Annotated in this window: 31 protein-coding genes; 24 read left to right on the top strand and 7 right to left on the bottom strand. The window is 42.6% G+C overall.

The annotated features are described in order from the left end of the window. Positions 1-4 precede the first annotated feature (4 nt). From DFP80_RS12800 to DFP80_RS12830, 7 genes are all read left to right on the top strand, one after another. On the top strand, positions 5-1,069 hold the full coding sequence (locus tag DFP80_RS12800; protein ID WP_113917192.1) for a protein-glutamate methylesterase/protein-glutamine glutaminase: 1,065 nt from the start codon (positions 5-7) through the stop codon (positions 1,067-1,069). Next, positions 1,069-1,806: a flagellar motor protein gene (locus DFP80_RS12805; RefSeq protein ID WP_113917193.1), complete on the top strand. Its 738-nt coding sequence runs from the start codon at positions 1,069-1,071 to the stop codon at positions 1,804-1,806. Before DFP80_RS12800 ends, DFP80_RS12805 begins: the two co-directional genes overlap by 1 nt. Continuing rightward, positions 1,799-2,617 carry an OmpA family protein gene (locus DFP80_RS12810; protein ID WP_113917194.1) on the top strand — a complete coding sequence of 273 codons (819 nt, stop codon included), beginning with the start codon at positions 1,799-1,801 and terminating at the stop codon, positions 2,615-2,617. The genes DFP80_RS12805 and DFP80_RS12810 overlap by 8 nt, the downstream gene beginning before the upstream one ends. A 69-nt stretch (positions 2,618-2,686) precedes the next feature. Then, positions 2,687-3,460: a ParA family protein gene (locus DFP80_RS12815; RefSeq protein WP_113917195.1), complete on the top strand. Its 774-nt coding sequence runs from the start codon at positions 2,687-2,689 to the stop codon at positions 3,458-3,460. 9 nt (positions 3,461-3,469) lie between these two features. Continuing rightward, positions 3,470-4,363: a chemotaxis protein CheW gene (locus DFP80_RS12820; RefSeq protein WP_113917196.1), complete on the top strand. Its 894-nt coding sequence runs from the start codon at positions 3,470-3,472 to the stop codon at positions 4,361-4,363. A gap of 35 nt (positions 4,364-4,398) precedes the next feature. Further along, positions 4,399-4,887 carry a chemotaxis protein CheW gene (locus tag DFP80_RS12825; RefSeq protein ID WP_113917197.1) on the top strand — a complete coding sequence of 163 codons (489 nt, stop codon included), beginning with the start codon at positions 4,399-4,401 and terminating at the stop codon, positions 4,885-4,887. 14 nt (positions 4,888-4,901) lie between these two features. Further along, positions 4,902-5,306 carry a DUF2802 domain-containing protein gene (locus DFP80_RS12830; RefSeq protein ID WP_113917198.1) on the top strand — a complete coding sequence of 135 codons (405 nt, stop codon included), beginning with the start codon at positions 4,902-4,904 and terminating at the stop codon, positions 5,304-5,306. Here DFP80_RS12830 and DFP80_RS12835 read toward each other — a convergent pair. Both DFP80_RS12835 and DFP80_RS12840 read right to left on the bottom strand, forming a co-directional pair. Next, the gene (locus DFP80_RS12835) at positions 5,297-5,557 is read right to left on the bottom strand and encodes an EscU/YscU/HrcU family type III secretion system export apparatus switch protein (RefSeq protein ID WP_373962366.1); all 261 of its coding nucleotides are present in this window, start codon (positions 5,555-5,557) and stop codon (positions 5,297-5,299) included. The two genes, DFP80_RS12830 and DFP80_RS12835, sit on opposite strands and share 10 nt — an antisense overlap. Further along, a complete protein-coding gene (locus DFP80_RS12840; RefSeq protein ID WP_113917199.1) occupies positions 5,557-7,194 on the bottom strand; it encodes a flagellar hook-length control protein FliK in 1,638 nt (545 codons plus the stop codon). Before DFP80_RS12840 ends, DFP80_RS12835 begins: the two co-directional genes overlap by 1 nt. 162 nt (positions 7,195-7,356) lie before the next feature. Between DFP80_RS12840 and ccmA the strand changes: the two genes are divergently transcribed. The 12 genes from ccmA to DFP80_RS12900 all read left to right on the top strand — a co-directional run bounded on the left by ccmA (position 7,357) and on the right by DFP80_RS12900 (position 17,518). Next, positions 7,357-7,971, top strand: coding sequence for a cytochrome c biogenesis heme-transporting ATPase CcmA (ccmA, locus tag DFP80_RS12845; RefSeq protein ID WP_113917200.1), 615 nt, complete (start codon positions 7,357-7,359; stop codon positions 7,969-7,971). Continuing rightward, positions 7,968-8,630 (top strand): heme exporter protein CcmB, encoded by a 663-nt coding sequence (gene ccmB, locus DFP80_RS12850; protein WP_113917201.1) that lies wholly within the window; start codon positions 7,968-7,970, stop codon positions 8,628-8,630. The genes ccmA and ccmB overlap by 4 nt, the downstream gene beginning before the upstream one ends. Beyond that, complete coding sequence (locus tag DFP80_RS12855; protein ID WP_113917202.1) at positions 8,630-9,376, top strand: heme ABC transporter permease; 747 nt, start codon at positions 8,630-8,632, stop codon at positions 9,374-9,376. The genes ccmB and DFP80_RS12855 overlap by 1 nt, the downstream gene beginning before the upstream one ends. Further along, positions 9,366-9,542: a heme exporter protein CcmD gene (gene ccmD, locus DFP80_RS12860; protein WP_113917203.1), complete on the top strand. Its 177-nt coding sequence runs from the start codon at positions 9,366-9,368 to the stop codon at positions 9,540-9,542. Before DFP80_RS12855 ends, ccmD begins: the two co-directional genes overlap by 11 nt. Continuing rightward, the gene (gene ccmE, locus DFP80_RS12865; protein WP_113917204.1) at positions 9,542-10,009 is read left to right on the top strand and encodes a cytochrome c maturation protein CcmE; all 468 of its coding nucleotides are present in this window, start codon (positions 9,542-9,544) and stop codon (positions 10,007-10,009) included. The genes ccmD and ccmE overlap by 1 nt, the downstream gene beginning before the upstream one ends. A gap of 12 nt (positions 10,010-10,021) precedes the next feature. Next, positions 10,022-11,959 (top strand): heme lyase CcmF/NrfE family subunit, encoded by a 1,938-nt coding sequence (locus DFP80_RS12870; RefSeq protein ID WP_113917205.1) that lies wholly within the window; start codon positions 10,022-10,024, stop codon positions 11,957-11,959. A 2-nt stretch (positions 11,960-11,961) separates the two neighbouring features. Further along, positions 11,962-12,471: a DsbE family thiol:disulfide interchange protein gene (locus tag DFP80_RS12875; protein ID WP_113917206.1), complete on the top strand. Its 510-nt coding sequence runs from the start codon at positions 11,962-11,964 to the stop codon at positions 12,469-12,471. Continuing rightward, complete coding sequence (locus DFP80_RS12880; protein WP_113917207.1) at positions 12,468-12,878, top strand: cytochrome c-type biogenesis protein; 411 nt, start codon at positions 12,468-12,470, stop codon at positions 12,876-12,878. Before DFP80_RS12875 ends, DFP80_RS12880 begins: the two co-directional genes overlap by 4 nt. Beyond that, entirely contained in the window at positions 12,875-14,059 is a 1,185-nt protein-coding gene (locus tag DFP80_RS12885; protein WP_241560252.1) for a tetratricopeptide repeat protein, read from the top strand. The genes DFP80_RS12880 and DFP80_RS12885 overlap by 4 nt, the downstream gene beginning before the upstream one ends. 65 nt (positions 14,060-14,124) lie before the next feature. After that, positions 14,125-15,171 (top strand): cell division protein ZipA, encoded by a 1,047-nt coding sequence (gene zipA / locus DFP80_RS12890; protein ID WP_113917208.1) that lies wholly within the window; start codon positions 14,125-14,127, stop codon positions 15,169-15,171. A gap of 73 nt (positions 15,172-15,244) precedes the next feature. Beyond that, positions 15,245-17,281, top strand: coding sequence for an NAD-dependent DNA ligase LigA (gene ligA, locus DFP80_RS12895; RefSeq protein ID WP_113917209.1), 2,037 nt, complete (start codon positions 15,245-15,247; stop codon positions 17,279-17,281). Then, entirely contained in the window at positions 17,282-17,518 is a 237-nt protein-coding gene (locus DFP80_RS12900) for a YheU family protein (protein ID WP_113917210.1), read from the top strand. Between the two features lie 16 nt (positions 17,519-17,534). Here DFP80_RS12900 and cysE read toward each other — a convergent pair whose 3' ends face one another. Then, on the bottom strand, positions 17,535-18,350 hold the full coding sequence (gene cysE, locus DFP80_RS12905) for a serine O-acetyltransferase (protein ID WP_113917211.1): 816 nt from the start codon (positions 18,348-18,350) through the stop codon (positions 17,535-17,537). Between the two features lie 117 nt (positions 18,351-18,467). On the opposite strand from cysE, the gene DFP80_RS12910 reads away from it, so the two are divergent. Next, positions 18,468-18,797, top strand: coding sequence for a hypothetical protein (locus tag DFP80_RS12910; protein WP_072841289.1), 330 nt, complete (start codon positions 18,468-18,470; stop codon positions 18,795-18,797). A 95-nt stretch (positions 18,798-18,892) separates the two neighbouring features. Here the strand turns inward: DFP80_RS12910 and mnmC are convergent, their stop codons facing one another. After that, complete coding sequence (gene mnmC, locus DFP80_RS12915; RefSeq protein WP_113917212.1) at positions 18,893-20,917, bottom strand: bifunctional tRNA (5-methylaminomethyl-2-thiouridine)(34)-methyltransferase MnmC2/FAD-dependent 5-carboxymethylaminomethyl-2-thiouridine(34) oxidoreductase MnmC1; 2,025 nt, start codon at positions 20,915-20,917, stop codon at positions 18,893-18,895. Continuing rightward, positions 20,907-21,458 (bottom strand): peptidylprolyl isomerase, encoded by a 552-nt coding sequence (locus DFP80_RS12920; RefSeq protein ID WP_113917213.1) that lies wholly within the window; start codon positions 21,456-21,458, stop codon positions 20,907-20,909. Before DFP80_RS12920 ends, mnmC begins: the two co-directional genes overlap by 11 nt. A gap of 91 nt (positions 21,459-21,549) precedes the next feature. On the opposite strand from DFP80_RS12920, the gene DFP80_RS12925 reads away from it, so the two are divergent. Continuing rightward, positions 21,550-21,831, top strand: a complete 282-nt coding sequence (locus tag DFP80_RS12925) for an Rdx family protein (protein ID WP_113917214.1) — start codon at positions 21,550-21,552, stop codon at positions 21,829-21,831. Between the two features lie 49 nt (positions 21,832-21,880). On the opposite strand, the gene DFP80_RS12930 is transcribed toward DFP80_RS12925, so the two are convergent. Both DFP80_RS12930 and DFP80_RS12935 read right to left on the bottom strand, forming a co-directional pair. Then, complete coding sequence (locus DFP80_RS12930; RefSeq protein WP_113917215.1) at positions 21,881-22,183, bottom strand: YciI family protein; 303 nt, start codon at positions 22,181-22,183, stop codon at positions 21,881-21,883. A gap of 2 nt (positions 22,184-22,185) precedes the next feature. Continuing rightward, positions 22,186-22,722, bottom strand: coding sequence for a septation protein A (locus DFP80_RS12935; protein ID WP_113917216.1), 537 nt, complete (start codon positions 22,720-22,722; stop codon positions 22,186-22,188). Between the two features lie 351 nt (positions 22,723-23,073). Between DFP80_RS12935 and DFP80_RS12940 the strand changes: the two genes are divergently transcribed. The 3 genes from DFP80_RS12940 (at position 23,074) to rluB (ending at position 25,633) form a co-directional block, all read left to right on the top strand. Continuing rightward, positions 23,074-23,925 carry a PHP domain-containing protein gene (locus tag DFP80_RS12940; protein ID WP_113917217.1) on the top strand — a complete coding sequence of 284 codons (852 nt, stop codon included), beginning with the start codon at positions 23,074-23,076 and terminating at the stop codon, positions 23,923-23,925. 69 nt (positions 23,926-23,994) lie between these two features. Next, entirely contained in the window at positions 23,995-24,615 is a 621-nt protein-coding gene (locus DFP80_RS12945) for an L-threonylcarbamoyladenylate synthase (protein ID WP_113917218.1), read from the top strand. Between the two features lie 115 nt (positions 24,616-24,730). Next, positions 24,731-25,633: a 23S rRNA pseudouridine(2605) synthase RluB gene (gene rluB, locus DFP80_RS12950; protein ID WP_113917219.1), complete on the top strand. Its 903-nt coding sequence runs from the start codon at positions 24,731-24,733 to the stop codon at positions 25,631-25,633. Position 25,634: the final 1 nt, after the last annotated feature.

A 25,634-nucleotide genomic window follows, 5' to 3' on the forward strand; every position in this document is an offset into this window, starting at 1 on the left:
TGATATGCCTGTTAAGGTGCTGGTTGTTGATGACTCTGGTTTCTTTCGTCGTCGTTTAGTCGAAATTTTTGAAGCCGATCCTAGACTGACCGTTGTAGGTACTGCAAATAATGGAAGAGAGGCAATAGATAAGGTTCAATCCTTGTCTCCTGATGTGGTTACTATGGATTACGAGATGCCTGTTTTAGATGGTATCGCTGCTGTAGTAAACATTATGAAGCTTAAGCCAACGCCTGTACTGATGTTTTCTTCATTAACTCATGAAGGTGCAAAAGTTACTTTAGATGCATTAGAGGCAGGCGCTGTTGATTTCATGCCTAAGAATTTTGAGGATATTTCTCGAGATTCGGCTGTCGTTAAACGTGCATTAGTTGATCGTGTATTAGCAGTTGCTAGAACCAGATTTTCAGGTGATAGAAAGCCTGTTGCAGCACTTGCTCCACGTGAGGCTCCCAAGCCAATAGTAACAGATCGTGGTGTTATTATTCCGCGTATGAGAAAACGCGTGAGTCTTGTTGCTATTGGGACGTCTACAGGCGGGCCTATGGCTTTGCAGGCAGTATTAAGTAAACTGCCTAAAAATTTTGCAGCACCTCTTGTGTTGGTTCAGCATATGCCGGCAGCATTTACAGGAGCTTTCGCTGAGCGATTAAATAATATTTGCCAAATTACGGTAAAAGAAGCCAAAGATGGCGATCGTCTAGAAGCTGGTATTGCATTGTTGGCTCCTGGCGGAAAGCAAATGATGATTGACCCTAGAAATGGTGGTTGTGTCCGTATTCTTGATGGTGATGAGCGGCTAAATTACAAACCTTCTGTGGATGTTACGTTCGGTTCGGCATCAAAATGCTATCCCGGAAAAGTTCTGTCTGTTGTGATGACAGGAATGGGGGTTGATGGTCGTGAAGGTGCTCGTATGTTAAAGAATTCTGGCTCAAGAGTTTGGATCCAAAGTGAAGAATCGTGCGTAATCTACGGTATGCCAATGGCTGTGGAAAAAGCGAACTTAGCCGATGAAATTATTGATTTAGACCATATCGGTGAGCGAATTGCACGTGAGGCAAGCTAGTGGATTTTGTTACGTTAGCCGGCCTTCTAATTGCTTTCAGTTCAGTATTTTTCGCTAATTGGTTAGGGGGAGGAGAGATTGTTCTCCTCCTAAATTTACCATCAGCTATCATTGTTATTGTTGGTAGTATTGGCGCAACACTTATTCAAAGTAGCATTCAAGAAGCAGCCCGCGCTCTTGTATTGATTAAGTGGAGTCTTTTTCCTCCAGTTTACGATTTCAACTCTGCTCGTATTTTAATCAATAATCTTGCTCATAAAGCTAGACGACTTTCATTGCTTGCATTGGAGTCTGATATCGAAGCATTAGGTAACCGCTTTTCGAGCCGAGCATTGCAAATGGCTATTGACGGAACTGATCCTGATTTATTAGCTGATCGACTTCATGATGACGCTGTTCGTATTTATGATAAACGCATGAAAAGTGTTTCATTTATAGAGTCTATTGGGGGGTATGCACCGACTTTAGGTATTATGGGATCTGTACTTGGCTTAATTCAGGCGATGGCTAACTTAGATAGCCCTGAAGCATTAGGACATGGTATTGCTGTTGCTTTCGTTTCTACTCTGTATGGTCAAGGTTTTGCTAATCTTGTTGTGTTCCCTATCGTTAGAAAATTAACGGGCTATGTCGATAAAGAGCTTCTTTATCATCAGTTATTGATTGATGGTATTTGTGGTATAGCCATAGGAAAGCATCCGTATCGACTAGAGTTAGAGCTTAATACCTATGAGTGACACGCCTCCTAGGGTTTCAAAGCGTCGTCGAACGGCGACTAGGTCGCCAAAAACTAATGCGCAAGGACGAGACCGTTGGATTCTTTCTTATGCTGACTTTATTACTCTGTTATTTGCCTTTTTTGTCGCGCTGTATTCCCTTTCACTAAAAAACTCAGGAGACGAGCAGCGTTTAAAAGAGACGCTACATGGGGTTTTTAGTGCAGTCCAGAAGTCTATTAAGCCGATCAATATTGGAGAGCCTATTGTTGGTGAGCCAAAGGATGTTGAGGTTGTTGAGGCAAAACCCATTCCGGCAGCACCTCCGACCATAGAGGAAAGTAATTCCTCTGCTGTCTATGCGTTATTAAGTCAAGTTGTGGAAAATCAATTTTCAGGCCTGCATGCTTCAGGGCAAATATCTGTTACTGAGTCAGCAGACTGGGTGAGTTTAGAGTTAAAGTCCGGTTTATTATTTGGTCAAGGCGAGTACGATTTAACAAATGAGGCGGTCGCGTTATTAATTTTAGTTGCGAATATTCTCAAAGAGCATCCTTCCGTTATATTGGTTGAGGGTAATACGGATGACTTGCCTGTTAATTCACAACGCTTGATTTCGAACTGGCATTTGTCCAGTTTACGTTCTTCTTCTGTCGTGGACGAATTGGTTTATAGAGGTGTTGATCCAAAAATGATCGCGCCAATTGGCTTTTCCAGCGAACATCCTAAAGTAAGAAACACCAATGACTATGCTCGCCAGCAAAATCGTCGTGTAATTTTACGAATTAGTAAGCGTAAGGCCGATAATCTCTATGATTACTTGTTTCAATAGCGTGTTACTGTATATGATTGCAAGGAATTCGTAAGCAAAATAACAGCATAGGGTATCAGGGGAGTCAGAGTGCACATTTGGGCAGTGGCGAATCAAAAAGGCGGCGTTGGTAAAACGACCACAGTAGTTTCTTTAGCAGGGTTGTTAGCCGATGCGGGTCATCGAGTATTAATGATTGATCTTGATCCGCATGGTTCACTGACCAGTTACTTTCGCTTTGACCCAGATTCTATAGAAAAAAGTGCCTATAGCCTTTTTCAAACGACAGGGAAAATACCAGAGGATTTGCCTGCTTCACTAATCTTAGAAACAGGGCACCCTAATTTGTCCTTAATGCCTGCGTCAACAGCGTTAGCTACCTTGGAGCGTCATGCTCAAGCACAGGGTGGTATGGGATTGGTTATTTCTAAAACGCTAGCAATTTTGTGGGACGATTACGATTATGTATTGATTGACAGTCCTCCTGTGCTTGGTGTACTGATGATTAATGCGTTGGCCGCCTGTCAGCAACTTGTTATACCTGTACAAACTGAGTTTCTAGCGATAAAAGGGTTAGAAAGAATGGTTCGTACATTGACTATGATAAACAGGGCAAGAAAACGTCCTGTACCATTTTTAATAGTACCAACCCTTTTTGATCGCCGTACTCAGGCCTCTAATAAGAGCTTACGCAGTTTAAAGGATACTTACGAAGAGTTGGTGTGGCATTCAGTAATTCCTGTTGATACAAAGTTAAGGGATGCGAGTACTGCAGGTATTGCTCCTTCAGCGTTGGATCCGAATGCTCGAGGAATTAAGGCTTACGCAAGTCTGATGGATTCTTTGCTGAACCCAGCGGGATAGTAATAGTTTATGAAAGATACAAAGAGTAAAGAGCAGACGTTAATAGGGCCGCAGATAGCTGTTCAACGTTATCTTGATGACTTATTACAAGAAGCGACTTCTGAACCGTCTGTAAACGAGGTTGATGAAACTGAGCCTGTTGTTGATGAAGGATCTGATTTTACTGAACCTGAAACTGCTGATTTAGACGATGGACTTACTGAAGAAGAGCTTTCGTCATTAGATGCTTCATTTCACGATTTTGAAGAAGCAATTTCTGCTCAAGTTGATGGCTTGTCAGCAGATTCTGAAGAACACAATATTATTCAGCCAGAGCCAGAGCCAGAGCCAGAGCCAGAGCCAGAGCCAGAGCCAGAGCCAGAGCCAGAGCCAGAGCCAGAGCCAGAGCCAGAGCCAGAGCCAGAGCTAATTAAAAAAACTGCGAAAACAGACCCTTTACCATGGGCAACGGGTAGGTTTGAGTGCTTACTGTTTTATGTTGGAGGATTGAAGCTGGCGGTACCTCTAGTTGAATTGGGTGGTATCTATCAAAGTGGAGCTGATAAATTAACCTCTATCTTTGGTCAGCCTGATTGGTTTATGGGGGTTGCAAATGTCGGTGAAATTAACCTTCGTACAGTGGACACAGCTCGTTGGATTATGCCTAATCATTACGAAGGTGAAATGAAAGATAATTTTAAATTCGTAATCCAGCTTGATCGAACTGATTGGTGTGTCGCTTGTGAGCGTGTCGCCGAAGCAATTACTTTAGAGCCATCTCAGGTGAAATGGCGCAGTGATAGAAGTAAGCGGCCTTGGTTAGCTGGTACGGTAATTGAGCATATGTGTGCCATACTAGATGTACAGGGTTTTGTCGAATTATTAGATGATCCACAAAATGGATTCAAAAGCTCGCTCAAATAATGGTTAGAATCATATAGTGGTTTTAGGAGAAGAATATGGGTAGTAGTGTTGCGTTGAAAAGTGCAAGCCAGTCCGATGATCCAATGTTGCAATGGGTAACATTTCGCTTAGAAAACGAAATCTATGGTGTAAATGTTATGCAGGTAAAGGAAGTTCTGCGTTACTCTGAAATCGCCCCAGTCCCTGGAGCACCTAGCTATGTTCTGGGTATTATTCACTTACGTGGTACAGTGGTTACCGTTATTGATACATGTCAGAGATTTGGTTTACCGTCAGGCGAGCTGACGGACTCTACGCGTATCATGATTTTGGAAGTGGAAGGTCATGTTATTGGTATTCTTGTAGATGCTGTGTCTGAAGTGGTCTACCTTCGCCAATCTGAAATTGAACCATCGCCAAATGTTGGTAATGATGAGTCATCTAAGTTTATCCAAGGTGTTTGTCACAAAAATGATATTTTATTGATTCTTGTAGACCTTGATAAATTATTATCAGAAGATGAATGGTCTGAAGTAAGTAATTAAGGTAGTTGTACTAAATGGAATCTCAATGGTTATTTAACCTTCTTTTGATGCTTCAATTTGTGATTCTTATTGCTGTTGTTGTCTGGGCCTTTCGGTTGTCAAAACGCTTGAAGCAAATGAAGCAATATTATACAGAAGCAGAATTGAATCAAAAAAAGCAGGTTCAAGTGCTGGCCTCAGGATCAATAGGGATGGGGCGTCGTTTAGTAGCTATTGAGAAAAAATTAAACCTTGCAGTGGAAAAGCAGTCTGAGATTTTGTCGAAAGAGGGTGGAGTCTCATATAACCGTGCTATGGAGCTTTTAGAGATGGGGGCAACCATTGATGATCTCGTTTCTAAATGCGGCCTTATACGAGCTGAAGCCGAATTGATTAGCTTATTGAAGCAAGAGTCACGTAGAAATTCTGATTACCACTGATGATCTTTGATCTTATGTGCAAAGGCGATAACCTCTGCAACGGCCAGATACAAGGATTCCGGTATTTCTTCTCCTAATTCCAAAGTGCTGAGCATTTCAACAAGTTCAGGGCTTTGGTGAAGTAGAACATCATTCTCCTTGGCAACCGCCAGAATTTTATCTGCAAGTAAACCGCTTCCTTTGGCGACCACTGTTGGCGCTGCATTAAAGTCATATTTTAAAGCGACTGCTTTTGGCATTGCTTTTTGCATTAGGTCCTCACATCTATTAAGGATTGAGTTTTAATTATATTGGCTTTTTCTTTATCGAGTTTTGCCTGAAACGCGTCCAATCTTTCGACTTCAATATCTTTGTCTTTTAATTGTTGTTTCAAGGTAGACAGGTTTTTTTGTAGTTTTTGCACTGTTTCCGAGTCTTCTGCAGCAAAGAGTATTCCAACCTTATTCGCTTGAATACTGGCTCTCGCATCAAACCTTCCCGTTTCTTCGAAATCAAATTTCAACTTTACAAGCCAGCGCCTGTCCTGTTTTTGTTGCTCTTCTGTGCTTGCATCTTTATCTATTTCTATTTGAACAATACTTGGGCTCTGACCGTGTTTTATTGGTAGCTCTATATGTAAGGGGTAAGTAGGAGTGTTGATCTGGTTTGGATCTGAAAAATGGCGTAGTTGGCTAGTGGTAAGACGCTCGATTGCATTGGCAATCTGTTCTGTTGGAATACTGCCAATACGTAAAGGCCCTGTATTTTCTTGAACCTCTTTTAGCCGTGTGAGGTTTAGCTTTAAGTCGGCAGGGATTTGAGTCTTGCTGTCATTAGCCAGTAAGGATTCTGAAAATAGCCCACTGCTTTGAATCGCCTGTTTCATAGCTTCTGGTGAGGTTGTTAAAGCTCCTAATGTGGGTAGATGTTGTATCAGCTGTTTAAGTGCTTGTTGTGTTTGTGGCGGCAAGCTCACAGATGATGTCTCACTTAGGGTGTGTAGTTGTTTGACGAGTTGGGACATATCTCCAAGGGATAACTGCTTTGGTAAGCTTTGTTTAAGCGCCTCTACTTGAACTGAAGGGGAGGGAGTGTGGTTTTTTGCAGGCAGCACTTGCATATTGTTATTGGCGTCGACCATGACGCGAATGATATCGCCTTTTTTCAATGGTGTCTGACTAAGTATAGGGAACTCTGTTTTACCATCAGAAACCCTTGCTAGTTGAGGGTTTGATGGAGTGATTGTTGCTGCGGCGATTTGAATGCTCGTAGTCGGCTGAGATGTATTTACTGTCAACGTTTGATTGGTTGCCTGAGTTTGAGCGTTTGTTGTGGTAAGTTGAGGAGTTACTGTTTGAGCACTAGAGATTTGCGCTCTGGGAGTTTGAACGCTAGAGCTTTGGGAGGCTGTTGTTGGTTGAGCGTTGGCTGTTGTAGAGAGTGGAGCATTTCCAGTATTGTTTGTCGCAGGTGTTACTGAAGTAACCGTTAAGTTTACGACACGAGATGCCATCATAAGACTATCCGCTTGCTTAACTTGAGGTGTATTTTGATTAATGCTCGTTTTGCTGGATAGATTCTCTACTGGAGTCGTTAGGGATGCTTGTAGAGAGTTGGTTTTATTTAATTGGGCATTTTGGATATCACTAATGTTAATGGAGGCGCCAGTATTTATAAGAGTAAAAGGCTGTTGCGCGCTGGTTGCATGTAATAGTTGTACTGGCTTCCCTTGAAAATTAAGTGATTCACTACCCTGAAATTTAATCAAACTGAGGTTTTCTATGAGTTTGATTTCACTGCTTAATTTCGCAATCGTTCCGGTGTTGCTTAATATATTATTGCTGCTATTAGTCGCATTGCTCTGCTTGCCTGATGATGCATTAAGCATAGATTGGATGTCAGAGATCATGAAGCCTGCCCGTTGATTAAATGGCTGATTGTTTTGTGCTTTTAGAAGCGCTTCTCATATAATGTTTGCGCTCTTTTGTGTGGTTAAGTTGTATTGTTAAAAAATAGTGTAGCCAAACAATGTTAACCTTAGCTTTTATATCGGCCGAATTGGATAAATCTTTTGCAATCTACTGCTTCTTTAACAATTTCAAATCTTTGGATCGAGCGTGGGGAGAGAGACCTATGTCAGGGGCTGTCTTTTAGTGTTCAGTCTGGCGAAATTGTACGTATTTTAGGAGATAACGGGGCAGGTAAGAGCTCTTTGTTAAAGACCATCGCAGGTGTATTTTCGCCTTTAGAGGGGAAAATATCGTATGTGGGCGAAGACGTTACTTTTGATAGAAGCCTTTTACAAAAAGATGCCATATACCTTGGCCACTCTGTTGGTGTTAAAAGCCTCCTCACTGTAGTTGAAAATCTGCGTTGGTATTGTCCTGATGTTTCTTTAGGTGTTTTGCATGAGGTGTTAGAGCTGTTGGAAATCACCAATCACGTTGATGTACTCGTAAAGAATTTATCGGCAGGCCAAGCTCGTCGAGTCGCGTTGGCGCGTTTATGGTTGAGTAATAAAACACTTTGGCTGTTAGACGAACCCTTTGCCTCTTTAGATGTCAGAGGAGTAACCTTGTTGGAACAGCGCATTCAACAGCATGTGTTATCAGGAGGTTTGGTAGTACTAACTACGCATCATGACTTGTTGACTCTTTCTTCTCGTGACGTGGTGTTACTGCCATGACCTACTCTTCGTTTATAAGGTCTGAATTTTTGGTGTTGTGGCGTCGTAAACAAGATATTTTCAATGCGTTGTTATTTTTTATTATTGTGGTTGCTTTATTTCCGATAGGTATTAATTCTTCTGCTGAGTTTTTGGCTCCGGCAGCGGCAGGTATTGTCTGGTGTGCGGTGATGTTAGCCATTTTGATGGCAGTAGAAGGCATGTTTAAAGAAGATTATTGGGACGGTTCACTAGAGCAATGGATTGTTAGTGGGCTCTCTTTGCCTTTGTTGATTCTGCTAAAGGTTATTGTTCAATGGCTGGTGGTAGTGGCTCCTTTGCTTGTCATGATGCCATTGTTTAGTGAAATGCTGTACCTACCAAGTTTAAGCTTTTGGGTGTTGATTATGACATTGCTGTTGGGGTCGCCTAGCTTGTTCTTTATTGGTGCGGTTGGTGCAGCTTTAACGATGTCGATAAAACAAGGTGCCGTGTTGGTGATGTTGCTGATATTGCCGTTTTATTTGCCAGTGATTATTTTTTCAACGTTAGCTGTCAAGGCTGCAGAAGCTGGTTTGCCCTACTCTGGGTTGTTGGCGATGCTGCTGGCGATGTCTTTATTGTCTTTAGTGATATCGCCTCTTATGACGGCGATTGCAGTCAAAGCGAGTGTGAATTGATGAGTTGGGCATGGTTTCATAAATTAGGTTCTCCTAAGTGGTTTTTCTCTTGGTCTAAATCTTGGGCTTTGCCTTTGTTTTGTGTGGGCTGCGTGTGTCTTTTTGTTGGTTTGGTGTGGGGGCTGGCTTTTGCCCCTGCTGACTACCAACAAGGGAACAGCTTTCGCATTATTTATATTCATGTGCCAGTGGCGATGTTGGCGCAGTCTTGTTACTTAGCATTGGGCGTGGCTGGTTTTGTCTTTCTTGTCTGGCAGATGAAAATGGCCCCTGTTTTTATCAAGTCAATGGCGCCGGTTGGTGCTGTTATGGCATTAATTGCCTTGGTTTCAGGTGCTATTTGGGGAAAACCTACTTGGGGGACTTGGTGGGTTTGGGATGCAAGACTAACGTCTGTGTTGGTGTTGTTTTTGCTCTATATGGGCATTATTGCTTTGCAAAACTCCCTAGATGATTTGGTTTTGGTTAATAAGGCGGCCGCAGTAATTAGTGTTCTGGGGTTGATTAACTTACCTATTATTAAGTATTCGGTGGTGTTGCTAGAAACCTTACATCAAGGACCAACATTTACGCTCACCAAAAAGCCTGAGATGCCCCCTGAAATGTGGTTGCCACTGCTGTTTTCTGTGATTGGTTTGTATTGTTTCGTGGCTGGTTTGGTGTTGTGGCGAATGCAAACCGAGATATTAAAGCGCGAACATAGATCAAACTGGGTGAAGCAAGAGGTAATGGAACATGGCCTTTAATAATTTTTCAGAGTTTTTGATCATGGGGGCACACGGCATTTATGTTTGGTCAGCTTATGGTTTTAGTGCTTTTGCTTTAGCTTGGTTGGTTTGGAATACGTTAGCGACGCGCCGAAAAACACGAAATTCATTACGTAAACGCTTGTTGAGGAATCAAAACCGCTAATGCACCCGGTTAGAAAAAAACGCCTACTAGTAATCTTAACCATTGCACTTATTTTGAGTGCTGCGGTTGGTTTAGTTATGTATGCCCTACAACAAAATATTAATTTATTCTTTTCTCCATCTCAGGTTGCTATGGGCGAAGCGCCGCGTAACGTTAATATTCGAGCGGGTGGCATGGTGGTAAAAGGCAGCGTGAAACGTAATTCTGATACCTTGGCTGTGGCATTTGATGTAACCGATTTTCAGCACAAAGTCACCATTGAGTACCGTGGGATTTTGCCTGATTTGTTTCGAGAGGGGCAGGGTATTGTTGCTCAGGGTAAGCTAAAAGATGATGGCGTTTTTGAAGCGACTGAAGTGTTGGCTAAACATGATGAAAAATACATGCCACCGGAAATCGCAGAAGCATTGAAAAGTGCACAAAATTCGACCGACGAGAGTGCAGAGTCTGTACAATCTACTTATTAATCTAGGCTATTTATGTTTCCTGAAATTGGTCAATTCTCACTAATATTGTCGCTGTTTTTTGCTTTGTCTCTGGCTTTGGTGCCTTTGATTGGTTATTGGAAAAGCAACAAATTGTTGCTGGAGGCAGCTCGTCCGTTAACTTTTATTATGTCGGCTCTGGTATTGCTCAGCTTTGTGATTTTGAGCTTGTCTTTTTTAAGTGATGATTTTTCTGTGTTATATGTTGCCCAGAATTCTAATAGCCAGTTACCTATTTGGTATAAATTTAGCGCCTTGTGGGGTGGGCATGAAGGGTCCTTATTACTTTGGGTGTTGATTCTTTCTGGTTGGTGTTCTGCCGTAGCCTTAAAAATAAAAACCTTGCCAGAAGCGGTCGGCCCGGTTGTTTTATCTGTATTGGGTGTGGTTAGTGTCGGCTTTTTATCTTTTTTGCTTTTTACTTCTTCTCCTTTTGCCCGTTTATTACCAGATGTCCCCTTGGATGGCGGTGATTTGAATCCTTTGCTGCAGGATTTTGGTTTGATTGTGCATCCACCTGTATTGTATATGGGCTATGTCGGCTTCTCTGTGGCGTTTGCTTTTGCGGTTTCTGCGTTAATTACCGGCAACTTAAACGCATCTTGGGCGCGTTGGGCAAGACCTTGGACAGCAGCGTCGTGGGCGTTTCTGACGTTAGGCATCACGCTGGGAAGTTGGTGGGCATATTACGAATTAGGTTGGGGAGGTTGGTGGTTTTGGGATCCAGTGGAAAATGCCTCCTTCATGCCTTGGCTAGCAGGAACCGCTTTGTTGCATTCCCTTGCCGTCACCGAAAAACGCGGGGTGTTTAAAAGCTGGACCGTCTTGCTGGCGATTTTTACATTTAGTCTTTCTTTACTCGGAGCATTTTTGGTTCGCTCTGGTGTTCTAACGTCAGTGCATTCTTTTGCCGCAGACCCTACTCGCGGTATTTTTATTCTTATTTTGCTTTTAGTGCTCGTTGGCGGCAGTTTGCTTTTGTATGCCATTCGAGCGGTAGAAGTGCGGTCTACTGTGTCATTTGGCGTAACGGGTCGAGAAGCTTGGTTGCTGCTAAATAACATTTTACTAACAGTTTTAACGTTCACTGTTTTATTAGGCACTTTATATCCTTTGGTATTCGATGCGTTAGGGCTGGGAAAAATTTCCGTTGGTGCGCCGTATTTCAATAGCGTATTTACGCCAATTGCTCTTTTGCTGATGGTGTTTATGGCGGTTGGCCCTTTATCCAAATGGCATCATACGAAATTCAGTGTGCTTTTTAAGGTATGTTCTGTTGCAGCGCTTGGCGCTACTCTGTTGGCAGGCTTGGTGGCTTATTTTTATGAGTTTGGCTTTATTGCTGGACTGAGTTTGGCGGTGGCATTTTGGGTGGTTTTCTTATCCTTTTCTGATTGGTTTGAAAAAGTTTCTGCTGGCACAAAAGGTATTATCCCCCGCGCACGACAATTGCCAAGAAATTACTATGGTATGTTATTGGCGCACCTTGGTATGGTGGTGACCTTGGTGGGGATTGTATTGGTTAGCGTAAACAGTGATGAATCTATGTTGCGATTATCGCCAGGGGATAAAGTGACTATCGCAGGCTATGAGTTTCGTTTTGATCAGATGGAGCAAGTGAAAGGGCCAAATTATGTATCAAGCAAAGGTCAATTCACGGCTTATAAAGCGGGCAAAGCCGTTGCCGTTCTTCATCCCGAAAAGCGTTTCTTTTCAACTCGTCAGCAAGTTATGACGGAAGCTGCATTAGATGCAGGGTTTACTCGTGACCTTTACGTTTCCATGGGCGAAAGGTTGGATGATTCTGCCTGGAGCATACGAATTTACGTGAAGTCTTTTGTGCGCTGGATTTGGCTTGGCGGTTTGATGATGATGGCGGGTGGTTTGTTGGCAGCGCTAGATAAACGCTATCGAAAACGAGCCGGAGTGTAGCCATGCGGAAGTTGTTGTTTTTTTTGCCGTTGGCCGCTTTTTTGATACTTGCTGTAGTGTTTTATTTACAGATCGGCAAAGATGCTCAGTATATGCCTTCTGCCTTGGTGGGAAAAAAAGTACCTGATTTTACCCTGGTGTCATTGCAAGATGACTTCGTTTATATGCACGATGATTTACCGAATACGCCCTATTTGATTAATTTTTGGGGAACTTGGTGTCCGGCATGTCATATTGAACATCCTTTTTTAATAGAGCTAGCAAATGCAGGTGTGCCTATTATTGGTATCGATTACAAAGACGAGAAAGCGTTGGCGGAGCAATGGCTAGAGCAAAAAGGCAACCCTTATCAAGTCATATTGATGGACGAAATGGGCAGCTTCGGTGTTGATATGGGAGTGACAGGCGCGCCTGAAACCTTTGTTGTTGATGGTTCTGGTATGATTGTGTATAGACATCAGGGAGTGATTAATGCCGAAAATTGGCCTGAAATAAAGGGCTATATGAAATGATATTTATTAAAAGTATTTTGTTATCCCTGATGGTGTTTTTTTACGCGTCGGCTTCAGCTCAAGAGCAAATGGCCTTCAGTTCAGAGTTGAATAAAACACGTTATCAAAGTCTGGTCGAAGAGTTACGTTGCCCGAAATGTCAGAATCAAAACCTAGCAGACTCAGGTTCTGGTATCGCTGTTGACCTTCGCGAGCTTGTTCATCAGATGATAGAGGATGGCAAAACGGATCAGGAAGTTGTTGATTATATGGTGGCGCGATATGGATCTTTTGTCTTGTATCGCCCGCAGCATTCAACCGCTACTTTTTTACTTTGGTATGGGCCATTTATTTTGCTTGGGATAGGGGGACTGGCTTTTGTTGCTGTGATAATGGCGAACCGTAAACGACGAGGGCGAGATTCATGATGGTCGCGTATTTGATAATGGCTACCATAATAGTGTTGAGCCTGATGTATCTTTTTGGTTCCATAAGTCACCGCATTGATCACGGTTTGAATGATGAATATGCGCAGACGTTTGCTATGGTGCGACGAAAGGAAATTAGTCTGGAAGAGGAAGCAGGGCGACTAACTGCGAGTGAATCTTCACAGTTGTTATGTGATATTGATTTTGAAATGAAGTCTATTGATGGTCGGCAGAAACGTTTTTTTAATAACGATATTGATTTTGCTCGCTGGGTCATGCTCGCGGTAGTGATGGTTTCTGTTTTAGGAAGTGTGAGTCTTTATCAACAGATTGGCTATTCAAAAGAAGTGGCTTTTACAAAAGATTTGCAAACGCAGCAGCTTACTTCGCAGAAAGTGAGCGATTTTTTAAAATATCGCAGTGCGCGTTATGACAGAGTTGAGGATTGGTATTATTTAGCGACAGACTATGTCAGCACTGAAAAGTATAAAGAGGCCGTTTTAGCGTTTGAAAGGGCCTTAGAAAAATTGCCGCGAAACGCAGAGAATCGAGTAAACCTGTTGGTTGAGTACGCGCAGGCAATTTTTTATGCCAATGGCGGTCAAAGCTCAGAGAAAATGTTAAACGTTGTGGACGCTATTTTGCAAGTTGCACCAACTCAAGCCACTGCGCTAGATTTAAAAGGCGTAGCAAACTTTGCACAGCAAGATTATTTAGGTGCTGTATTGGCGTGGCAGGAAGCCATCCGTTACAGTGGACATTCAACTGAACGTTTAGCCTTGTTGTCTGCGATAAGTAGAGCCCGAGAATTAGGGGGAATTGATTATCAGCAAGTGGCGCCGATTATTACCGATCAGCTGGCCGTTAAGGTTGAATGGGATGCTAGTGAACTAACATGGCAAAAAGACGATGTGTTATTGGTTTATGCGCTGATGAAGGGGGAAAAAATGCCAATTGCCATTCAAAGGGTGTTTCCTGATGACTTGGCGCAGCCTATTTTGTTAACTAACCTTGATTCTTTAATGCCAACAGTGACCTTAGCAGAAACCGATAAAGTTGATTTAGTCATTAAGTTGGCGAAGATTAATGACAATGATCTTACAAAAGGTCGAATTATCGGTATAAAGCATGGTTTACTTACAAATCGTAAAGAGATTTTCGAAATCAAGGTGGCCTTGTAATTGAATCCTAAGCCGCTTCGTTTGATAATACAGATAACATTAATTGATGCAATTCGGAATAAGTAATGGAATTTAGCTTGCGTGAGTGGCTAATCTTGATTGGGGTCGTCATTATTGTCGTTATCCTCATAGATGGATTTCGTCGGTATAAAAAAGGGCAGGAATATGTCCAAGCAGATAATGACTTCACTGATCTAGATGAGTTAGGTGATGAGGTACCAATCCGTCAAGGCTCAGCCTCCGGATATGGTAATCACTCGTCAAATGAGCGAGTCAAATCATCACAAGATCCTATTGTAAACGCCTTCGAGAACGCTAGAAAAACAGCGAAAGCGCCTTTGACGGATGTTCCACATAAAGTGGATTCTGGCCCAGAGTTGGATCGAGGCGAAGAAATGCACCTTGATGAATTGGCATCTTTAGTGCCGGAGCGAGATTTTGGAGACTCTGCCATATCTGAGCAAAATTATTCTGACGATGGCTTTTATGAGCAAGATGAGCTTGATTTAGATTTCGGCATAGACACGGAGAATGGCTATGAGAGTCATGCCAGCGAAAGCCATACAGATGAAGATTATGAGCGAAATTATTCAGAAATAGATATCGATCAAGTTACGCCTAACGGAATAGTTGATGATCTTGACGAAGATGAATTTGAAGATAACAGCGTCGCAGAAATTGAAGAAGTTATTGTTATTAATATTTTTGCTCCTGAAGAAAAAAACTTTTCTGGTATGGAGTTGCTCCAGCTTATTTTGAACTGTGGTATGCGCTATGGTGAAATGGATATTTTTCATCGTCATGAAGATGGTTTCGACCGTGGTCGAGTGCAGTTTAGTATGGCAAATGCCATTGAGCCGGGTACCTTCGATCTAGATACCATGGGAGAAACGGACTGTCCAGGAGTAAGCTTTTTTATGGGCTTGCCAGGTCCAAAAAACAGCATGAAAGCGTTTGATTTTATGCTTGAAACCGCTCAGGCATTGGTGCGTAATTTAGGTGGAGAACTTCGAGATGAACGTCGCTCACCAATGAGTGATCAAACTATTGCCCATTGTCGTCAGCGAATACGTGATTTTGAGCGCCGCCGGTTAATGCGCAACAAACAGTAATATGAACCAAGGCCCTAAGGGGCCTTGGTTGCTTTAGAGCTGCCATAAGAACTACATTCGAGTTTATTTATCTATGAGCCAAGACACACACGTGACGCATCAGCAAATGTTGAACCTGATTCAGCAACTTAACGATTACAGCTATGCTTATCATGTAAAAGACGAGCCAGTCGTCCCTGATGCAGTGTACGACCGAGATTATCGCCAGCTTCAATCTATAGAAGCCGAACACCCAGATTGGATTCAAGCAGATTCCCCAACCCAGCGCGTTGGAGAAAAACCAGACAGTGGCTTTGCTAACGTTGCCCATACTGTTCCCATGCTCTCTTTAGACAATGCCTTTGATAATGAGTCCTTGTCTGATTTCGATCAGCGCATTCGCAAATTACTTAATACGGATCATGTGACCTATTGCTGTGAACCGAAATTAGATGGCTTAGCGATTAGCCTGCGTTATGAGGATGGCCATTTGGTGCGAGGCGTGACCCGTGGCGATGGCTTGTCTGGTGAAGACATTACTTCGAATATTAAAACGATTTACTCCGTGCCTTTAAAACTGCGTACTAAAACACCGCCAGAAGTACTGGAAGTGCGTGGCGAAATCTATATGCCAAAAGAAGGTTTTGAAAAGCTCAATACCTTGGCGGTTGAGCGTGGTGAAAAAACTTTTGTTAACCCTCGAAATGCAGCGGCAGGCAGCTTGCGTCAGCTTGACCCGAAAATTACCGCTACTCGCCCTTTGGTGATGTGTGCTTATTCAATTGGTTATGTAGAAGGTTGGGATCAACCGAAAAGTCATTATGAAGGTCTGCTGAAATTAAGCGAGTGGGGCTTTCGTACTAATGATCTAATGACAACGGCTGAAGGTGCACAAGGTTGTATTGATTATTACGAAATGCTCAATGAAAAACGTGCCAGCTTGTCTTATGACATCGATGGTATTGTTTATAAAGTGGATCAAATTGCTTTACAGAATCAATTGGGTTTTATTGCCCGTGCGCCTCGTTGGGCTATCGCTAGAAAATTTCCTGCTCAGGAAGAAATGACTCGAGTGTTGGGCGTTGATTTCCAAGTAGGTCGCACTGGCGCAATTACACCTGTAGCACGATTAGAGCCGGTATTTGTTGGCGGTGTGACGGTTTCTAATGCGACCCTGCACAACAAAGACGAAATCGCACGTTTGGGTGTTAAAGTGAATGATTTCGTAATAGTGCATCGGGCTGGCGATGTGATTCCTAAAGTTGTTCAAGTTGTTCTAGATAAACGTCCTGATGACGCTGTGAGTGTTGCTTTTCCAGACGCTTGTCCTGTTTGTGGTTCGGATTTGGAGCAAGTCGAAGGTGAAGCCGTCATTCGCTGTACGGGCGGTTTGGTTTGCGGTGCACAGCTAAAAGAGTCTCTGAAGCATTTTGTCTCTCGTAAGGCTATGGATATTGATGGTCTCGGTGATAAATTGATTGAGCAGCTGGTGGATCAAGAGTTGGTTAAAACGCCAGTCGACATTTTTACCCTAGAAGCGAAAAAAGACATCTTATTATCTATGGAGCGCATGGGGAAAAAGTCAGTCGACAAGCTTCTTACTTCAATTGAAACGTCAAAAAACACGCAATTTAACCGCTTTATCTATTCATTGGGCATTCGTGAAGTCGGGGAGGCGACAGCTCGTGCTTTAACCAGTTACTTTACTGAGTTGGATGACTTAATGGCGGCAGATCAAGAGACATTGGTAGAAGTGGAAGATGTTGGACCAATTGTTGCTCAACATGTGTGTTTGTTTTTTGGTCAAGAATTGAATCGGGAAACCATCAAAGGCTTGCTGGCTGCTGGCGTTGTTTGGGAGAAAAAACAGCAAGTTTCTGCTGATGAATTACCTCTATCAGGCAAAACCTATGTGGTAACGGGGTCATTGAGTCAATTCAGCCGCGACCAAGTAAAAGACAAGTTGCAAGCGCTAGGCGCTAAAGTGAGTGGATCGGTTTCTGCTAAAACAGATTGCTTAGTTGCGGGTGAAAAAGCTGGTTCAAAACTCACTAAAGCCCAGTCTCTTAATGTACCTGTGATTGATGAGGCGGGCGTGATTACCTTGCTTAATCAATATGGAGCGATCTAATTGGATACTTTAATACCTTATGATTCATTAGCCCCAGATACGTTGGAAACTATTTTGGATGACATTGTGTCTCGTGATGGCACGGATTACGGCGACTATGATTTGTCAGTAGCACAAAAGCGTGAGCAAGCGTTGCGATCGTTACGAAATGGGGAAGCTGTGCTGTTATTTGATACAGAGAGCGAAACTATTAAGATGGTTCCGAAAGATGCGTTAAGTAATTACGACCTCGTGTGAGGTCGCAATTTGTTTTTTATTCTACGCATTCTCGTACACAGTGATTGATATTGTGATCCATCACTCGGGATGGCTCTTCACCAGTGTTACGTCCTACGGTTTTTGCCGGTACACCAGCAACGGTGGTGTGGTGTTCAACAGGTTCTAATACCACGCTACCGGCACCAATTTTCGCACCTTCGCCGATTTCAATATTGCCTAGGATTTTCGCGCCAGCGCCAATCAATACACCTGATCGTATTTTAGGGTGACGATCGCCATGCTCTTTACCTGTGCCGCCTAGAGTGACAGATTGCAAAATAGATACATTGTCTTCAATAATACAGGTTTCACCAACCACAAGGCCTGTGGCGTGGTCTAGCATGACGCCACAGCCGATCGTTGCTGCTGGATGAATGTCGACACTAAAAACCATCGACATTTGGCCTTGAAGGTACAGCGCTAAACTTTTGCGATTATTTTTCCAAAGCCAATTTGCCACGCGATATGTTTGTAAAGCATGGAAGCCTTTGAAAAACAGTAGCGGTGTTGTAAGGGTATCGCAAGCAGCATCCCTTTCTTTTATCGCTAAAATATCTTGCTCGATGCATCTGACAATGCCAGAGTGAGTATCAGCCATGGCTTCTTCGAATACTTCTCGTAATACCATAGCGGGAATTGATATGCTGTCTAGCTTACTGGCGAGTAAAAAACTTAAAGCAGAACACAATGATTCATGGCGTAAAATAGTAGTATTGAAATAGCTGGCTAAAATGGGTTCGTCTTGTGCAAGTTTTTTTGCTTCCGCTTGCAAAGATGGCCATAGGTTGTCAGAAGTCACGGCATGATACATTGTTGTACTCAAGGGGTATTCACCTATATTGATTCACGTTTAGAATGTAGGTTATAAGGTTAGGGTTAAACAATACAAGTGGCAATATGAAGATTGCTCAATAAAGATGGAGATAACATGTCTAAAAAAAATGTTGCTGATGCATTGCATATCTTTTATGAATTAAATTCTGCGTTTTCCGATGCTTATTGGGAAACTAATGATATTAATCAGAAAGATCGTTTTTTTGCAATGAAAGGCATATTGCAAGATGAGCTTGATGAATTGCATAAGCTGAGCCTACAGGATCACGTCTATCCTTATGAGCCAATTAATCCAAGTTTGCTACAATTAAGCGATAAATTAAGGGCTTTGTTGCCAGAGCTGAATCATTATGTGTTCCGTCCTCAGACCTCTAGTCGATTTGTTGAACTTATTCCAAGTGCTTGTGAGTTGTTTGAGTCATAAGAGAATAATGTCGTAGCCATAACTGCATTGAGTTTTTCCAGAACTTACTCAATGCAGAGTGTTAAAAAACACTAGATTTAGGTTCTTGTGCTGATTTAACGGCTTTGGCTGCGTTTTAGGTCACGAATAATAAAGCGGCTTGGATGCAGTTGATAACTTATCTGTTGTTCTAAGGGAGAAGGGGTCCCAGTGATTAAGCTGGCAATGTAACTTCCACTTAATGGTGTGGAAATAAGTCCTCTTGAACCGTGTCCTATATTGATGTAGAGCTGTTTTATAGGCTCTGCAATTTCATTACTTTGCCACTTAGCATTCTTAGTTAGGGTTGAGTAAGCTTGCTGATAAATGTCTTCCGACTGAATGGGCCCAACAATCGGTGTGTAATCCGGAACCGCGCATCTAAACGACACTCGTCCACCGCAGTCTTCACTGTTAAATGTTTCTTTTGGTAATAACAGTAGGCTTTCCAAAATCGCTAAATTGCGTTTATGCCCTTCTTCTCTTACTTGTTCATCCTGGTCTTTTAGGTCGTAAGTAGAGCCAAAATGTAGCAATCCATTTATCGAAGGTGAAACATAGCCAAATTCACAAAGAACCTTGTTGAAGTTTGTTTTGTCTGCAGGTTCACCAATGGCTATGCAAGCAGCCTTGGCTTTTTCAATATCAATAAACGAAACTTGACCGCGAATCGGATAGTCGGGTGTTGTTGGTGCTACACCTAACGTTTTCGTGTCATTTGCGGTACATAATACAACATGCGAAAAGTGTGCTTTTTGATCGTCAAGTGGAGCTTGCTGGTGATTGGAGTGAGCTTTCCAGCCCACTGTTTGGTCACCAGATTTAATAGCCGAGAGGCTTTCAAGTTTGGTATTTAAACAAACATGAATGTTTTTATGAGATAAAAGTGTCTCGCATAATTTTGTCAGTACAACCCATCCAGAAAGGGGCAAAAGCAAACTCGCTTCCCTGTCTTTTGAGGCTTGTAATATTGCTTCTGGATAGAGTTTTTCATCGAGCAGTTTTTGAAAGCGTCCGGCTTCTTTATCGTGTTTCGGAATTTGTATTAATCCGCAGGCGTCCCAGAATTTTTTGTTTTTATCTAAGTTGGAATATAAACGAGTTGCGTGCAAATAAGCCGATAAATAAAAACGATTCACTGGCGTATCCTGAGAGGCGAGTTTAGGGTAAAGCATGCCTTGTGGATTACCTGACGCACCGCCAGCGATGCAGTCGCCTTGCTCCCAGACTTCTACCTTTATACCTTGCTTGGCAAGAGCATGAGCGGTGTTGGCGCCAGCTAATCCAGCGCCGACGACTAAAACTTTAGTGACTTCTGACGCCGTATCTTGGCGAAGGTTGAACCAAGATTGACCTTGGGACATGCGTTCAGTTAACAGTGTTGTTGCAGTATTAAGTTCGCCAACAGACATTTCTCTTTTTTGACCAAAACCTTTTACTTTACGGACATCAAAGCCAACGTTTTTTAAACCTCTGCGTACAATGCCGGCAGCGGTGAAGGTGGAGAATGTCGTGCCTTGATGGCTAAGGCGGTGAATGTGTTTAAATAGCTCATCTGACCACATTTCTGGATTTTTACTTGGTGCAAAACCATCTAAAAACCAAGCATCAACGTCGGCATCTAGCGCCGCGAAACCGTCTTCTGCTTCACCAAACCAAAGTGTCAACTGGATTCGACCTTGTTCTAACTCAATGCGGTGGAAGCCGTGACAAACTTCAGGGTAGGCGTCAATTAGTTGCTGACTAAAGCGGCTTATAGATGGCCACATCTTTAAAGCATCGATTAGCATGCTCTTAGTCATTGGGTATTTTTCGACCGAGATAAAGTGTAATTGTTTATCGTTGGAGGCTTCGGTTAAAAAAGCCTGCCAAGCACATAAAAAATTCAATCCCGTACCAAAGCCTGTTTCAGCAATTACGAAAGCGCTTTTTTGTAAGGAGGCCCAGCGCTCTTGCAGTTGATTGTTTTTTAAAAAAACGTGGCGAGTTTCTTCTAGCCCTGACTCTTTGTCAAAATAGACATCGTCAAACTGGTTGGAGTGAGGCGCGCCATCTTCACCCCAACTTAACGCAGGAGATTCTAATTGGTAACTAGTTAACACGCGTGATGCTCTCTATAATAACGGGTGTTTTAGGGACATTTTTGTACGGGCCAACTGTAGAGGTTGGTACAGCAGAGATGGCATCAACGATATCCATACCTGAAACAACGTTTCCAAAAACAGTGTAGCCGGCCGCACCTCGGGCACCGTCGTTCAAAAAGGTGTTATCAACTTGATTGATAAAGAACTGCGATGTGGCGCTGTTCGGATCTTGTGTGCGAGCCATGGCAAGTGTGCCACGATTATTGGCCAAGCCATTATCACCTTCATAGGCAACGGCTTGATGGGTTGTTTTTCGTTCTAGGTCTTTCGTAAAGCCACCGCCCTGAACCATAAAGCCACGGATTACACGATGGAAAATCGTACCGTTATAAAAGCCTTCATCAGCGTATCGAAGAAAGTTAGCAACAGATTTTGGTGCGGCTTCATCATTTAGATCGACTCTAATCGTACCTTGATTGGTTAAAATATCGACTTCTGCTGCGTTGATTTGTGAGCAAAGAGCGAGCAGTGCTAAGCTAGTGATAAGAGATTTACGCATAGTGCTACTTCCTTATTAAATGTATGGGCAATAATATTAGTTGTATCGTGGCGTTCCAAGACGTCGTGTTAATTTACCGGAGAGAAAGCAAATGCGAACTGCTGCCGTAGAAATTGAATATTGTACCTTATGTCGATGGATGTTGCGTGCATCTTGGTTATCTCAAGAGCTGTTAATGACATTTGATGACGATATAAAAAGTGTTACCTTGATACCAACTCAGGGTGGGATTTTTAAAGTAAGGGTGAACGGCCAAGAAATTTGGTGCCGAAAAAAAGAAGATGGTTTTCCCGAAGCAAAAGTACTAAAGCAGCGAATGAGAGATGTGATCGACCCTGCGCGAGATCTTGGACATTCAGATGTGAAAAAATAAAAAATGCCGCTTTATGGAGCGGCATTTTATTAAGTCTTGTTTGGTTCAATTAGTTCGGGAATACTTGTTTGAACGGCTTAACGGTAACGTTTTTATAAACGCCTGCTGCAACATAAGGGTCTGCGTCTGCCCAAGATTTTGCTTCCTCAATGCTTGAAAACTCGGCAATAACCACACTGCCACTAAACCCAGCATCGCCTGGATTATCGGAATCAATAGTTGGGTTTGGTCCGGCTAAAACTAAGCGGCCTTCGTCTTGCAAGGCTTCTAGGCGACCCAGATGGGCCGGACGAGCTTGTTGGCGAGCGCTAAGGCTGTTTGCTACATCTTCACCAATAATAGAGTAAAGCATTGTCATTCCTTATTTTGTAAATACGATGATAAATAAATGCCTTGTAATATAATAAATACAATGGTCATTCCTAGTAAACCGAACAACTTAAAGTCTACCCAAATTTCTTCACTATATGAAAACGCAACATATAAATTGCTAACACCAGAGACAATAAAAAAGCCAACCCATGCAAGGTTCAAAGTGCGCCATACTTTAAATGGTAGATCTAATTTATCGCCCATCATGCGTTGAATGATGTTTTTGTCGCCGATGAATTGACTACCTAAAAAGGCGATGGCAAACAAACCATTTACAATTGTTGGTTTCCATTTAATAAAATCACCATCTCCAAGAAGAACGGTAGCGCCACCTAGTAACACGACTAATACTAGAGAAACTAAGTGCATTTTCTCGATAGTTCTGTTCTTAAACCAAGTAAAGCCTACTTGAATAATAGTGGCAGGAATCAAAAATGCGGTTGCAAGAATAATATTCCCTGTCATTTTATAAACGATAAAGAAGATAACAATAGGCAGGAAGTCGAACAATATTTTCATATAAAAAAACCCAGTGAATGTATACTAAAATGTATGTATGCTGGTTGAGGGAAGGTGCTAATAAGTCCTCTTGCCTCAGCATGTAGATAAAAGCCTGTTATTCGAGGCGAGTACCGAATGTGAATAGTGGTTCTATTATCGAGGTTCTCAACAAAGAATACAGACTTCTAGATCATGCCCTACGGGTCTTTCAGAGAAAACGCCACATGTCGTTGCGACTCTTTGAAAGGCACCTACATTACTTCAGCGTCGCGTCTTATTTGACGGTTTCTCTGAAAGACTGAGGCTTAGTAGACTTATTCGCATCTTCCCTTATGATAACCACCATTCCTTTTAAAGAACAGTCAATCTATGCCTGAAGCAGCAAGTTATCGAAAAGTCGATTTACACACACACTCTACTCGTTCGGACGGTCGTTTTTCGCCGACTGAACTGGTAGACCTTGCAGTAGAGCAGGGCGTTTCTCTATTTGCACTCACTGATCATGATACGCTAGATGGCATTACTGAAGCTAGTCAGCGTGCTGCCGAGCATGAGCTTAGCTTTATTCATGGTGTTGAATTGTCGACTCAGTGGAATGGTGTTCCTCTACATATGGTGGCTTTAAACTTCTCTTTAGATAACACCGCTTTGTTGTCTATTGTTGGCAAAAATCAGGCAATCCGTCTTGATCGAGCACGACGCATCGCGGACTTATTGGTTAAACAGGGTTTACCTGATTTATTTGATGAAGCTGTTGAGTTAGCTGGTGAGAGTCAACTTGGCCGACCACATTTTGCTACCTTATTGGTGGAAAAAGGCTTTGTAAAAGATGCCAATAAGGCGTTTGATCGCTATCTAGGGAATAAAAAATTAGGTCAGTTACGGGATGTTTGGCCAGAACTAGAAGACGTATTGACTGCGCTTTCCGGTCAGAATATTGAACTGGTTTTAGCGCATCCTAAGCGCTACCCTTTAACGGTTACAAAGTTAAAACGCTTATTAGGTGACTTTAAAAAATGGGGTGGAACTGGGCTCGAAGTGGTCTCAGGAAATGAGCGCCCTGATAGTGTTCGTTTGCTTGAGCGCTTATCCAGAGAATTTAATTTAAAGGCATCGGTAGGAAGTGATTATCATGGGCCGTTTGGTCCGTGGATGCAGGTTGGTAAGTTTACGCAAATACATGAGAGTGAAGTAGATTTAGTATGGAAAACTTGGAAATAGTTCGGCTGATTTCTAAGATGTTTTGAATTCGTTAGTGTTATTGTTGTTATATTTTTAGTGGAGAGCAGGTTGAGCCAATTTTTTCAGATACACCCAGAAAACCCTCAAACGCGTTTAGTAAAGCAAGCCGCTGAAGTGATTCGTAATGGTGGTGTGATTGCGTATCCGACAGACTGTGGTTATTCACTTGGCTGTCATTTGGGCGACAAAGAGGCGCTGGATCGAATTCGTGTTATTCGTCGTCTGGATGATAAACATAACTTTACTCTTGTGTGTCGGGATTTGTCTGAAATATCAACTTACGCGAGATTTGATAATCGCCTATATCGCTTGTTAAAGAATAATACACCTGGCCCTTATACCTTCATCTTTAATGCCACCTCTGAGGTGCCGAGACGATTATTACACCCCAAAAGAAAGACAATTGGTATTCGTGTTCCAAATAACAATATAGTATCTGCGTTATTGGAGGAGTTAGGGGAACCTATTATGAGTGTTTCTCTTATTTTGCCAGGGGAAACGGAGCCCATGACAGACCCTTATGATATTCGCGATACGTTAGAACATGCGCTAGATTTAGTTATTGATGGAGGCTTTTGTGGGTTACAGCCGACAACAGTCGTTAGAATGGAGGCGGATAATATCGATGTTGTACGTGTTGGTGCAGGTGATCCAGCCCCCTTTCTGTAAAATCTTTAATATTCAGCTGTCAAGGCCCATACTGTCTGGCCTATAATGCTAAAAATGATTAATTAATATTACTAAAACTGGGTTGCTGAGAAGCATTCCCTCTAAGAGGTTCGTAATGGACGAGAAGTTACAAAAAGTATTAGCAAGAGCGGGTCAGGGTTCACGTCGTGAAATGGAAACTCGCATTCGTGAAGGTCGAGTGTTGGTTAATGGCGAGGTAGCTACATTAGGTGACCGCGTAAGTATCAAAGATACGATCACAATAGACGGTTATTCTATTATTGCTACGGAAGCTGGTGAAAACCGCCGCGTTATTATTTATAACAAACCAGAAGGTGAAGTGTGTACTCGTAAAGACCCTGAAGGTCGACCTACTGTGTTTGATAAATTGCCAAAACTTCGTGGAGAGCGTTGGATTGCGGTTGGCCGTTTGGATATCAATACGTCGGGTTTGTTGCTTTTTACCACCGATGGTGAATTGGCAAATCGATTAATGCACCCTTCAACAGAAATAGACCGTGAATATCTTGTCCGTGTGATGGGAGAAGTCACTGATGATAATCTCGCAGCGTTGAAAAAAGGCGTGATTTTAGACGATGGTGTTGCCAAGTTTACTGACATTGTGGATGGCGGTGGTGAAGGTATTAACCGTTGGTTCTATGTTTGCTTGATGGAGGGGCGTAACCGTGAGGTTCGTCGTCTTTGGGAGTCACAAGGTGTAAAAGTTAATCGCCTGAAACGTGTTCGCTTTGGTCCTGTATTTTTGCCGTCAAAGGCAAAAGTTGGCCGTTGGGTGGAAATGGAAGACACAGATGTTAACTCTCTGTGTGCCATGGTTGATCTTAAGTTGTCGGAATTGACACCAAAAACCCAGCAAGAAAAATTGGAATTAAAGCGTCATAAAAATAAAGCCACAGCGGGTGGTGCCCGCCGCTCACCACCTAAAGGTTTTGATTGGCAGAGCAATGATAAGCCTGAATTTAAACCTAAAAAACCAGGTAAAAGATCGTTTCGTTAAG

It is taken from the genome of Marinomonas rhizomae (assembly GCF_003315485.1).
GTDB classification, from domain to species: domain Bacteria; phylum Pseudomonadota; class Gammaproteobacteria; order Pseudomonadales; family Marinomonadaceae; genus Marinomonas; species Marinomonas rhizomae.

Coding starts and splice junctions, on each gene's coding strand:
- cysE (WP_113917211.1), bottom strand. CDS start 18,350: ATGTATCATGCCGTGACTTCTGACAACCTATGGCCATCTTTGCAAGCG.
- DFP80_RS12800 (WP_113917192.1), top strand. CDS start 5: ATGCCTGTTAAGGTGCTGGTTGTTGATGACTCTGGTTTCTTTCGTCGT.
- DFP80_RS12840 (WP_113917199.1), bottom strand. CDS start 7,194: ATGATCTCTGACATCCAATCTATGCTTAATGCATCATCAGGCAAGCAG.
- DFP80_RS12910 (WP_072841289.1), top strand. CDS start 18,468: ATGTCTAAAAAAAATGTTGCTGATGCATTGCATATCTTTTATGAATTA.
- DFP80_RS12885 (WP_241560252.1), top strand. CDS start 12,875: ATGATGGTCGCGTATTTGATAATGGCTACCATAATAGTGTTGAGCCTG.
- DFP80_RS12875 (WP_113917206.1), top strand. CDS start 11,962: ATGCGGAAGTTGTTGTTTTTTTTGCCGTTGGCCGCTTTTTTGATACTT.
- rluB (WP_113917219.1), top strand. CDS start 24,731: ATGGACGAGAAGTTACAAAAAGTATTAGCAAGAGCGGGTCAGGGTTCA.
- zipA (WP_113917208.1), top strand. CDS start 14,125: ATGGAATTTAGCTTGCGTGAGTGGCTAATCTTGATTGGGGTCGTCATT.
- DFP80_RS12935 (WP_113917216.1), bottom strand. CDS start 22,722: ATGAAAATATTGTTCGACTTCCTGCCTATTGTTATCTTCTTTATCGTT.
- ligA (WP_113917209.1), top strand. CDS start 15,245: ATGAGCCAAGACACACACGTGACGCATCAGCAAATGTTGAACCTGATT.
- DFP80_RS12855 (WP_113917202.1), top strand. CDS start 8,630: ATGAGTTGGGCATGGTTTCATAAATTAGGTTCTCCTAAGTGGTTTTTC.
- DFP80_RS12925 (WP_113917214.1), top strand. CDS start 21,550: ATGCGAACTGCTGCCGTAGAAATTGAATATTGTACCTTATGTCGATGG.
- DFP80_RS12880 (WP_113917207.1), top strand. CDS start 12,468: ATGATATTTATTAAAAGTATTTTGTTATCCCTGATGGTGTTTTTTTAC.
- DFP80_RS12835 (WP_373962366.1), bottom strand. CDS start 5,557: ATGCAAAAAGCAATGCCAAAAGCAGTCGCTTTAAAATATGACTTTAAT.
- DFP80_RS12810 (WP_113917194.1), top strand. CDS start 1,799: ATGAGTGACACGCCTCCTAGGGTTTCAAAGCGTCGTCGAACGGCGACT.
- ccmE (WP_113917204.1), top strand. CDS start 9,542: ATGCACCCGGTTAGAAAAAAACGCCTACTAGTAATCTTAACCATTGCA.
- DFP80_RS12920 (WP_113917213.1), bottom strand. CDS start 21,458: ATGCGTAAATCTCTTATCACTAGCTTAGCACTGCTCGCTCTTTGCTCA.
- DFP80_RS12870 (WP_113917205.1), top strand. CDS start 10,022: ATGTTTCCTGAAATTGGTCAATTCTCACTAATATTGTCGCTGTTTTTT.
- DFP80_RS12930 (WP_113917215.1), bottom strand. CDS start 22,183: ATGCTTTACTCTATTATTGGTGAAGATGTAGCAAACAGCCTTAGCGCT.
- DFP80_RS12825 (WP_113917197.1), top strand. CDS start 4,399: ATGGGTAGTAGTGTTGCGTTGAAAAGTGCAAGCCAGTCCGATGATCCA.
- DFP80_RS12820 (WP_113917196.1), top strand. CDS start 3,470: ATGAAAGATACAAAGAGTAAAGAGCAGACGTTAATAGGGCCGCAGATA.
- DFP80_RS12940 (WP_113917217.1), top strand. CDS start 23,074: ATGCCTGAAGCAGCAAGTTATCGAAAAGTCGATTTACACACACACTCT.
- DFP80_RS12830 (WP_113917198.1), top strand. CDS start 4,902: ATGGAATCTCAATGGTTATTTAACCTTCTTTTGATGCTTCAATTTGTG.
- ccmB (WP_113917201.1), top strand. CDS start 7,968: ATGACCTACTCTTCGTTTATAAGGTCTGAATTTTTGGTGTTGTGGCGT.
- ccmD (WP_113917203.1), top strand. CDS start 9,366: ATGGCCTTTAATAATTTTTCAGAGTTTTTGATCATGGGGGCACACGGC.